A 9,621-nucleotide genomic window follows, 5' to 3' on the forward strand; every position below is an offset into this window, starting at 1 on the left:
GAGCAGAATGTCAGAGGTTACAGTACATACACTGGCGAAGGAAATTGATACGCCAGTCGATCGTCTGCTGAAGCAGTTTAAAGAAGCTGGTATGCAAAAGTCGGCTGACGATCAGGTAAGCCAAGATGAGAAACAAGCTTTGCTCGCGCATTTAAAGCGTGAGCACGGTGATAACGGCAATGCTCCGACGCGTCTGACGCTTCAGCGCAAGAAACGTAGCACACTGAGCGTGTCAGGGGCTGGCGGAAAGAACAAAGATGTCCAAGTTGAGGTGCGTAAGAAGCGTACCTATGTGAAGCGTAGCGACCTTGAAGAGCAAAAGTCAGCGCAAGAAGCGGAAGAGCAAGCGAAACGCGAAGCCGAAGAAAAAGCGCGTCTAGAAGCCGAAGAGCAAGCGAAACGCGAAGCAGAAGAGAAAGCCAAGCGTGAGGCGGAAGAAAAAGCCAAACGTGAAGCAGAAGAGAAAGCCAAACGCGAAGCCGAAGAAAAAGCTAAGCGTGAAGCCAAGCCGCAAGCGCAACCGAACACTGAGCAGTCTAAAGAAAACGCAGCGGATACTGCTGCAGCTCAAGCTGCTGATGCGCAAGCGAAGAAAGAAGCTGATGAACTTAAGCGTCGCCAGGAAGAGGAAGCCAAGCGTAAAGCTGAAGAAGAAAGTCAGCGGCAGTTAGAAGAGGCACGCAAAATGGCAGAAGCAAATCAAGAACGCTGGTCAGATCAAGACAAAGCACTCAATACCATGGAGGCGGCTGATCACCATACAGTCACTTCCGAGTATGCCCGTGAGGCAGAAGACGAGGCGGATCGTCGCGAAGAAAGTGCCGCCCCGCGTCGTAAGAAGAAGAAAAAAGCGAACGCCGCTGAGGATAAAACCACTCGCGGCCGTCGTGGCAAAGGTGGAAAAGGCAAAGGCCGCATGGCTAAGCCATCATCGATGCAGCATGGCTTTAAAAAGCCAGCGCAGAAAGTAAACCGTGAAGTTGAAATCGGCGAAACCATCACCGTAGCGGAGCTGGCCAACAAAATGGCTGTTAAAGGCGCTGAAGTCATCAAAACCATGATGAAAATGGGTGCGATGGCGACTATTAACCAAGTGATCGACCAAGAAACCGCGCAACTAGTGGCGGAAGAAATGGGCCACAAGGTTATCCTACGTAAAGAGAACGAGCTGGAAGAGGCTGTACTCTCGGATCGTGATAGCGATGCACCTGTCGCACCACGTGCGCCGGTGGTAACTATCATGGGTCACGTTGACCACGGTAAAACCTCGCTGCTTGACTACATCCGTAAAGCGCACGTTGCGACGGGCGAAGCGGGCGGTATTACCCAGCACATCGGTGCGTATCACGTACAAACCGACAATGGCATGATCACCTTCTTAGATACCCCTGGACACGCCGCGTTTACCGCGATGCGTGCACGTGGTGCGGGTGCCACGGATATCGTTGTCTTGGTGGTCGCAGCTGATGATGGCGTGATGCCACAAACCAAAGAAGCTATCCAGCACGCGAAAGCGGCAGGTGTGCCTTTGATTGTTGCCGTCAACAAGATGGATAAAGAAGGCGCTAACCCTGACAGCGTGAAAAACGAGCTAGCACAGTATGACGTTATCCCAGAAGAATGGGGTGGTGAAAACATCTTCGTGCATGTTTCGGCAAAACAAGGCCAGAACATTGATGGCTTGCTTGAGTCTATCTTGCTGCAATCAGAAGTGCTTGAACTGAAAGCGGTCGAGCAAGGCATGGCGCGCGGTGTAGTGGTTGAATCACGTCTTGATAAAGGCCGTGGTCCTGTCGCGACAGTGCTGGTTCAAGAAGGTACCTTGAACAAAGGTGATATCGTTCTGTGTGGCTTGGAATATGGCCGTGTCCGTGCGATGCGTGATGAGAATGGCCAAGACGTAGAGCATGCGGGTCCGTCAATTCCGGTTGAGATCCTCGGTCTGTCTGGTGTGCCAGCAGCGGGTGACGAAGCCACGGTTGTGCGTGACGAGAAGAAAGCCCGTGAAGTGGCGCTGTATCGTCAAGGCAAGTTCCGTGACGTGAAACTGGCGCGTCAGCAAAAAGCCAAACTGGAGAACATGTTCTCGAACATGGCTGAAGGTGAAGTGGCTGAGCTGAATATCGTGCTGAAAGCGGACGTTCAAGGCTCTGTCGAAGCAATTGCTGATTCACTGGTGAAACTGTCAACGGATGAAGTGAAAGTGAAGATCGTCGGCTCAGGTGTCGGTGGTATCACTGAAACTGACGCTGTCTTGGCCGCTGCGTCTAATGCGATCATTTGTGGCTTTAACGTCCGTGCGGATGCGGCGGCGCGTAAGACCATTGAAAATGAAAGCTTAGATCTGCGCTATTACTCTGTCATCTACACCATGATTGATGAAGTGAAACAAGCGATGAGCGGTATGCTTGCGCCTGAGTTCAAACAAGAAATCATCGGTCTGGCAGAAGTACGCGATGTCTTCAAATCACCGAAACTGGGCGCAATTGCCGGGTGTCAGGTTTCTGAAGGTGTGATTAAGCGTAACAACCCAATCCGTGTACTACGTGAAAACGTGGTTATCTACGAGGGTGAGCTAGAATCACTGCGTCGCTTCAAAGATGATGTGAACGAAGTGAAAAAAGGCTACGAGTGTGGTATCGGCGTGAAGAACTACAATGACGTTCGCGTTGGTGACCAGATTGAAGTCTATGAAACGGTTGAAATTCAGCGCTCAATCGACTGATTAAGCGTATAAATCAACCAGGTTGTTTGGATACACCGTGGGGGGAGGCGCATGCGCTTACCCCCATTTTATTGAGAGAAAAGAAAATGGGTAAAGATTTTAGCCGCACAGACCGCGTCGCCCATCAGCTGCAAAAAGAAATTGCACTGATACTGCAGCGCGAGATTAAAGATCCGCGTATTGGCATGGTCACTGTCTCTGATGTTCAGATTTCACGTGATTTGGCGTACGCGAAGGTTTTCGTCACGTTTTTAACCGTTGACGAGCAAGCACCGACAGAAAGCCTCAAAGCCCTCAATGAAGCGAGTGGTTATATCCGCTCTTTGGTTGGAAAGGCCATTCGTTTGCGTGTGACCCCAGAGCTGACGTTTGTGTTTGATGAGTCACTCACTGAGGGAATTCGTATTTCCAACTTGGTAAGCAAAGCGGTGCGCAGCGATGATGAGCGCCGTGGTGAAGATGACAAAGGTGAGGAGTAATAGATGGCGCGTCGTCAACGTCGTCGAGGTCGTCCAGTCGATGGCATTATCCTGCTCGATAAGCCCACGGGCATGACCTCTAATGATGCCTTACAAAAAGTAAAACGCATCTTTTTTGCCGAAAAAGCAGGCCATACGGGCGCACTTGATCCACTCGCAACCGGTATGTTGCCCATTTGCCTGGGCGAAGCCACCAAGTTTTCCCAGTTTCTGCTCGACTCTGATAAGCGTTATCGCGTGGTCGCAAAGCTGGGTGAGCGGACGAACACCTCTGACGCCGATGGCGACGTGGTGGAAACCCGAGATGTGAAAGTTAACCTAGGCTTACTCGAGCGTTGTATTGCTAAGTTCCGGGGTGAAACCCAGCAAATTCCTTCTATGTTCTCGGCGCTGAAGTACCAAGGGAAACCTTTGTATGAATACGCGCGCCAAGGTATCGAGGTGCCGCGTGAAGCGCGTACCATCAAGGTGTATCAGATTGAATTGCTGCGCTTTGAAGGTGACGAGATAGAAATGGAAGTGCATTGTTCCAAGGGCACTTATATTCGCACTATCGTCGACGATCTGGGTGAAATGTTGGGCTGTGGGGCGCATGTGACGGCTTTACGTCGTACTGGCGTATCAGCCTACCCAACGCGCCAGATGGTGTCGCTTGAGCAACTGGAAAGCTTGCTCAATCAAGCCAGAGAGCAAGAGATCCAGCCTAAGCAGTTGCTCGATCCTTTGTTGCTGCCACTCGATACCGCGGTGCAAGACTTACGTGAAATTAACTTGCTGCCGGTGATGGCCAGCTATGCATTGCAAGGGCAAGCGGTTCAAGTGCCCAATGCTCCCACGAGTGGTTTTGTTCGCTTAACGGCGGGCGATGAGCGTCACTTTATTGGGGTGGGAGAAATTGACGCCGATGGCTTGGTAGCACCGCGTCGTTTGGTGGCCAGTCGCCAGCCCGACGCACGCTAGAAACATGATGCCTTTGCGCGTGGTGACGGCAAAAAGAGGCGCGGATAGATTGCTACCTTAGACGAAAGTCAGTAGAATACGCGCCTTCGGGCACCGGCTGAATCAGAGATTGGCTGGTGCATGATAATCACACACTCTTATTAGGAGAGCATTATGTCTCTGACTGCAGAAGCAAAAGCACAAATCGTTGCTGATTTTGGTAAAACTGAGAACGACACTGGTTCACCAGAAGTTCAAATCGCCCTTTTGACCGCATCAATCAACGATCTGCAATCGCACTTCGCTGAGCACAAAGGTGACCACCACAGCCGTCGTGGCCTGCTACGCATGGTTTCACGTCGTCGTAAGCTGCTGGACTACCTGAAAAAGAACAACGTTGACCGTTACTTGGACGTTATCAAGCGTCTAGGCATCCGTCGCTAAGATTCTGGAGAAAAGGGAGCTCAGGCTCCCTTTTCTTTTGCGATAAGAAACGCGCCACCGGAGTTATCCGTGGCGCGTTTTTTTATTTGACGCTATCTTGATTCTTCGCCTTGCTGACGCAGCGCCATTGACGCTGGTTATTGGCGAAGTGTTTTCGCCGCAGCGACCATGTTTTCTAGGGCCGGGATCACTTCATCCCATTGCCGGGTCTTTAATCCACAGTCCGGGTTCACCCACAACCTTTCTTCGGGGATCCGCGCAGCGGCTTTGTTCATCAAGCCCACAATTTGTGCTTGAGTGGGCGTATTGGGGGAATGAATATCGTAAACGCCTGGGCCGATGTCATTGGGATAATCAAAGTGATCAAACGCGTCCAGCAGTTCCATATCCGAGCGTGAGGTTTCAATGGTGATGACGTCAGCGTCCATATCCGCAATCGATGCAATGATGTCGTTAAACTCGGAGTAGCACATATGGGTGTGGATTTGCGTCTCGTCACTCACGCCATTAGCCGCAATTTTAAACGCATTGATGGCCCAGTCGAGATAGTGTTGCCATTCACTGCGACGCAGAGGTAGGCCTTCACGCAGGGCTGCTTCATCAATCTGAATGATCTTGGTGCCAGCTTTCTCGAGATCTTGCACCTCTTGACGGATCGCCAGCGCCAGCTGGTTACAGGTTTGCGATCGTGGCTGATCATCGCGGACAAACGACCAGTTGAGAATCGTCACCGGTCCGGTAAGCATGCCCTTGAGCGGCTTATCGGTGAGAGATTGTGCGTACTGCGTCCATTCTACAGTCATTGCTTTCGGGCGTTCGATATCACCAAATAAAATCGGCGGCTTCACACAGCGAGAGCCATACGATTGCACCCAACCGAACTGGCTAAACACATAACCATCCAATTGTTCGCCAAAGTATTCCACCATGTCATTACGCTCGGCTTCACCGTGGACCAAGACATCGAGCCCGAGAGCTTCTTGTTTGTCGACCGCATGGGCGATCTCTTTGCGCATGATGTCTTGATAGGTCACCGCATCAATCTCGCCTTTTTTGTATTGCAAGCGCGTTTGGCGAATGGTGCTCGTCTGCGGGAATGAGCCAATGGTAGTGGTCGGGAAGCGTGGCAGGTTGAGCTGCTCGTGTTGCAAGCGAATGCGTTCTGCAAACGGGCGTTGTCGCTTACCCAGATGCGGTGTAATCGCCGCCAATGCAGCTTGCACATTAGGGTTGTGCACGCGTGGTGACTGCTGACGACTCTCAATAGCTTGGCGGTTGTCGGCCAGTGCTTGTTGAACGCTTTGCTTGCCATGGTTGAGCGCGTTGGCAAGCACATCCAATTCATCAAGCTTTTGATGGGCAAAGGCGAGCCAGTTTTTTACTTCAGGATCGAGCTTGTGTTCGCTGGTCAAATCGACGGGCACATGGAGCAATGAACAAGAGGGAGCGAGCCAGAGACGATCGCCCAGTGCTTGGTGAATGGGTTCAAGCCAAGCTAGCGTGGCATTAAGATCGGTTTTCCAAACGTTACGGCCGTTAATCACACCAAGAGACAGGACTTGGTGATCGCCAAGTGCTTCTTGGTACGACGCAACATCCCCTCGGCCACGAATCGCATCCAGGTGCCAACCGTCAACGGGCAAGGATTGCGCCAATTGACGATTTTCAGCTTGCTCGCCGAAGTAGCTTGCCAGCAATAACTTCACGTTGGTTTGGCTTAGCGTCTGATACGCGGTTTTTATTGCTGTTTGCCACGCAGGGGCAAGCTCAGTGACCAAAATAGGCTCATCGATTTGAACCCATTCAACACCTTGTTCTGCCAGCGTGCTCAGGAGCGATTGATAAACTGGCAAGAGTTCATCAAGCAGATCCAGCTTGTTAGAAGCATCTTTTTCTTTACCTAACCACAGATACGTGACGGGGCCGACTAAAACAGGTTTGGCCTGAACACCGGTTTGTTTGGCTTCTTCTATTTGCGCCAATAGACTTTCAGCATGCAAGCAAAAGGTGGTTTGTGCTGTGAATTCTGGCACGATGTAGTGATAGTTGGTGTCAAACCATTTGGTCATTTCACCAGCGTGGACACATTGGCAGCCAGTATCGTTCGCCGAGCGACCACGGGCGACGCGGAAATAGTTATCGAGGGTATTATCTTGATGATCAGCCACACGGTCAGGGACATTGCCGACTAAAAAGCTGGTGTCGAGTACATGGTCATAAAAAGAAAAGTCACCCGCTGGAACGGCATCGAGCTTACCTTGTTGTTGCCAATGGGTACGGCGTAGAGCCCCTGCAGTATTGGTTAAATCTTGCTGGGATGATTCGCCACGCCAGTAACGTTCGAGTGCAAATTTTAGTTCGCGCTGTGCCCCTATGCGGGGAAAACCGAGGTTATGAGTTTTAGCCATCTATACGTCCTCCTTTAAGTTGAGTTCAGCATAGGGCTTTCTCGTTATGAACTAAAATGGCATTATTTCATCAATTAATGAAATTTGGTCATGGAAAAGACATGTTAGAACGTCATCATCTTCATATTCTGCGTGCCATCAAAGAGCAAGGATCGCTTACCGCCGCGGCAGAGACGCTTTATCTCACCCAATCTGCCATTAGCCATGCGATGAAAAAATTAGAAAGTCAGATAGGCGTTAGCCTGTGGAAAAAATCAGGCAGACAATTACATTTCACTCAGGCTGGTGAGTACTTGCTGACCCTCTCTGAGCGTATGCTCCCTCAATTTGAGCATGCCGAGCAGCAACTTAAACAATTTGCACAAGGTCAGCGCGGCACCCTGCGCATTGGCATGGAATGTCACCCCTGCTATCAGTGGCTGCTTAAGGTGGTTGAGCCTTTCTTGCACCAATGGCCGGATGTGGATGTTGACGTGAAACAAAAGTTTCAATTCGGTGGCCTAGGGGCATTATTTGGTCATGATATTGATGTGCTCGTCACTCCGGATCCCTTGTTTAAACCAGGTATTGAATACGTCTCCGTGTTTGATTACGAATTAGTGCTTGTGACTCACCCACAGAGCCCGCTGGCATCGCAGTCTCATGTCGAACCCCATCAGGTGACACAAGAAGTGCTCATTACCTATCCTGTTGACCAAGCGCGTTTAGATGTGTTCACGCAGTTTCTCGCCCCGGCACATTGTGCGCCACGCAAACACAAAACCATTGAAACAACAGATATTATGCTACAAATGGTTGCGGCAGGACGAGGCATTGCGGCCTTACCGAAGTGGCTGGCAAAAGAGTACCAACAACAACTTAACTTACATGTTCTACGTATGGGAAAAAGCGGCATCAATAAATCCATCCATCTAGGAATACGTGCTGGAGAGAGAGAGGATTATATCGAGGATTTTATTCGGCAGGCGAGTGTGACCAGTATCCATCACAAGCTGTGATGCACATGGCACAAGAAAGTGGAATAACCTCTTCTTTGCAAATAACTTTCGTGTCATCGCACTGCCGTAGTTTCAGTCTCATTGTTGTCTCATTTTTGAGCCGTATAAAGCGCACATTTCCTAGTAAAATCACTTTCGGATAAGTCTAATTAGACCGATAATGTATCAAGGTTCGCTTTTTCTGAAAGCAGATCACACTTTGTTTAGCTAAAGAGTCCGGCTATGGAATCAATCTCGCTATCTCGCAACGTAATTGTCGAAAATATTCAAGGAAACGGTGTTGTTCTTGTCAATGGGGCGCCTATGACGGTTTCTGAGGGGATGTCATTTCCCGCAGGAACGGAGCTTGTATTGCCCGACAACAGCGATGCTGTGATTGCATTGAGTAACGGCTTATTGCTCACTTTGGAATCGCAAGGCGGGGAGCCCGGCTCCTTGATTGATAATTTGCCGCAAGACGTGCAAGACGAAATAGCCGACATTCAACAACAAATCTTGGAAGGTGAAGGCGAGATCACCATTCAAGAAGACCAAGCGACCGCTGCAGGTGGTGAAGCAACGGGTAGTGGCTCATGGAGCTATGTCAACTTGGAGCGAGATGGAAGCGAGACCATTGCGAGCTCTGGGTTTGACTCTGACTCGATTGCCAACAATGCAGGCGCAATTGGCACGGACGAAGAAGACGGTTTTGGTCGCTTGGTGGACGTTACTGCCCCCAACGCCCCTGGGGTCACTATCCTCAACGATGCAAACAATGATGGTGTGATTAGCAGCCAAGAAATTGGCGACGGTATTCGAGTGTCTATCGATCTGACTGGCACCAACGCCAATCCAGGCGATGTGTTAACGGTGAATGGACAGACGTTCACCGTGACGGAAGATAATATTACTGACGGAACTGTCATCGTCACCCTCCCGGATACGCCCGCAGACGGTGAAACGCTTACCGTAGAAGCCACCATTACCGATACCTCCGGCAACACCTCAGCGCCGGGGAGTGATCAAGCAGATATTGATACCAGCGCGGATGCGGGCACGGTCAGCGTGAACAACATCACCAGCGATGACGTGATCAACGCGCAAGAAGCGGGCGAGACCATCACGGTCACTGGCAGCGCGAGCGGCGGCGACATCGCCGCAAACGATCCGGTCACCATGACCATCAACGGCACCGAGTACACCACCACCGTGGATGAAAACGGCGAATGGAGCGTGGACGTGGCCGGCAGCGACCTGGCAGCGGACACCGAGTTCGAGGTGATCGTGAGCTCGACAGATGACGCGGGCAATACGGTAGAAAGCACTGGCTCATCAGAGCATACGGTGGATACGGCGGCCCCAGGCGAAGGTGGCGATAGCAGCAACAGCATCGCGTTCGACGATGCCGATGGCCTGATCAACGACAACGAACAAGACGACGTCGAGTTCACCGGCACGGTGGAAGACGGTGCGGCGATAGACAGCATCGTGATCAGCGACGGCGACGCCAACACGGCCGACATCACCGTGGATGCGAACGACATCAGCGTGGATGGTGATGGCAACGTGACCGTCACAGGCCAAGACGTGAGCAGCCTGGCCGATGGCGAGCTGACGGTGACCATGACGGTGACCGATGAAGCCGGAAA

Annotated in this window: 7 protein-coding genes; 6 read left to right on the plus strand and 1 reads right to left on the minus strand. The window is 51.2% G+C overall.

Annotation, left to right across the window (positions count from 1 at the left end):
• Positions 1-7 precede the first annotated feature (7 nt).
• The 4 genes from infB (at position 8) to rpsO (ending at position 4,587) form a co-directional block, all read left to right on the plus strand.
• The gene (gene infB, locus BZG73_RS12585) at positions 8-2,725 is read left to right on the plus strand and encodes a translation initiation factor IF-2 (RefSeq protein WP_046075119.1); all 2,718 of its coding nucleotides are present in this window, start codon (positions 8-10) and stop codon (positions 2,723-2,725) included.
• 86 nt (positions 2,726-2,811) lie between these two features.
• Complete coding sequence (gene rbfA, locus BZG73_RS12590) at positions 2,812-3,204, plus strand: 30S ribosome-binding factor RbfA (RefSeq protein ID WP_046075120.1); 393 nt, start codon at positions 2,812-2,814, stop codon at positions 3,202-3,204.
• A gap of 3 nt (positions 3,205-3,207) precedes the next feature.
• A complete protein-coding gene (gene truB / locus BZG73_RS12595; RefSeq protein WP_077668469.1) occupies positions 3,208-4,164 on the plus strand; it encodes a tRNA pseudouridine(55) synthase TruB in 957 nt (318 codons plus the stop codon).
• A 153-nt stretch (positions 4,165-4,317) separates the two neighbouring features.
• Positions 4,318-4,587 carry a 30S ribosomal protein S15 gene (gene rpsO, locus BZG73_RS12600; RefSeq protein WP_046075122.1) on the plus strand — a complete coding sequence of 90 codons (270 nt, stop codon included), beginning with the start codon at positions 4,318-4,320 and terminating at the stop codon, positions 4,585-4,587.
• 137 nt (positions 4,588-4,724) lie between these two features.
• On the opposite strand, the gene metE is transcribed toward rpsO, so the two are convergent.
• On the minus strand, positions 4,725-6,995 hold the full coding sequence (gene metE / locus BZG73_RS12605) for a 5-methyltetrahydropteroyltriglutamate--homocysteine S-methyltransferase (RefSeq protein WP_077668470.1): 2,271 nt from the start codon (positions 6,993-6,995) through the stop codon (positions 4,725-4,727).
• Between the two features lie 56 nt (positions 6,996-7,051).
• Here metE and BZG73_RS12610 point away from each other — a divergent pair, with 56 nt between their 5' ends.
• Both BZG73_RS12610 and BZG73_RS12615 read left to right on the plus strand, forming a co-directional pair.
• A complete protein-coding gene (locus tag BZG73_RS12610; protein ID WP_235606065.1) occupies positions 7,052-7,993 on the plus strand; it encodes a LysR family transcriptional regulator in 942 nt (313 codons plus the stop codon).
• Positions 7,994-8,215: 222 nt separating this feature from the next.
• On the plus strand, positions 8,216-9,621 hold a 1,406-nt coding region (locus BZG73_RS12615; protein ID WP_131826201.1), incomplete at its 3' end, for an Ig-like domain-containing protein.

It is taken from the genome of Salinivibrio siamensis, assembly GCF_001996005.1.
Classification (GTDB): Bacteria; Pseudomonadota; Gammaproteobacteria; order Enterobacterales; family Vibrionaceae; genus Salinivibrio; species Salinivibrio siamensis.

Coding starts and splice junctions, on each gene's coding strand:
- infB (WP_046075119.1), top strand. CDS start 8: ATGTCAGAGGTTACAGTACATACACTGGCGAAGGAAATTGATACGCCA.
- truB (WP_077668469.1), top strand. CDS start 3,208: ATGGCGCGTCGTCAACGTCGTCGAGGTCGTCCAGTCGATGGCATTATC.
- metE (WP_077668470.1), bottom strand. CDS start 6,995: ATGGCTAAAACTCATAACCTCGGTTTTCCCCGCATAGGGGCACAGCGC.
- rpsO (WP_046075122.1), top strand. CDS start 4,318: ATGTCTCTGACTGCAGAAGCAAAAGCACAAATCGTTGCTGATTTTGGT.
- rbfA (WP_046075120.1), top strand. CDS start 2,812: ATGGGTAAAGATTTTAGCCGCACAGACCGCGTCGCCCATCAGCTGCAA.
- BZG73_RS12610 (WP_235606065.1), top strand. CDS start 7,052: ATGGCATTATTTCATCAATTAATGAAATTTGGTCATGGAAAAGACATG.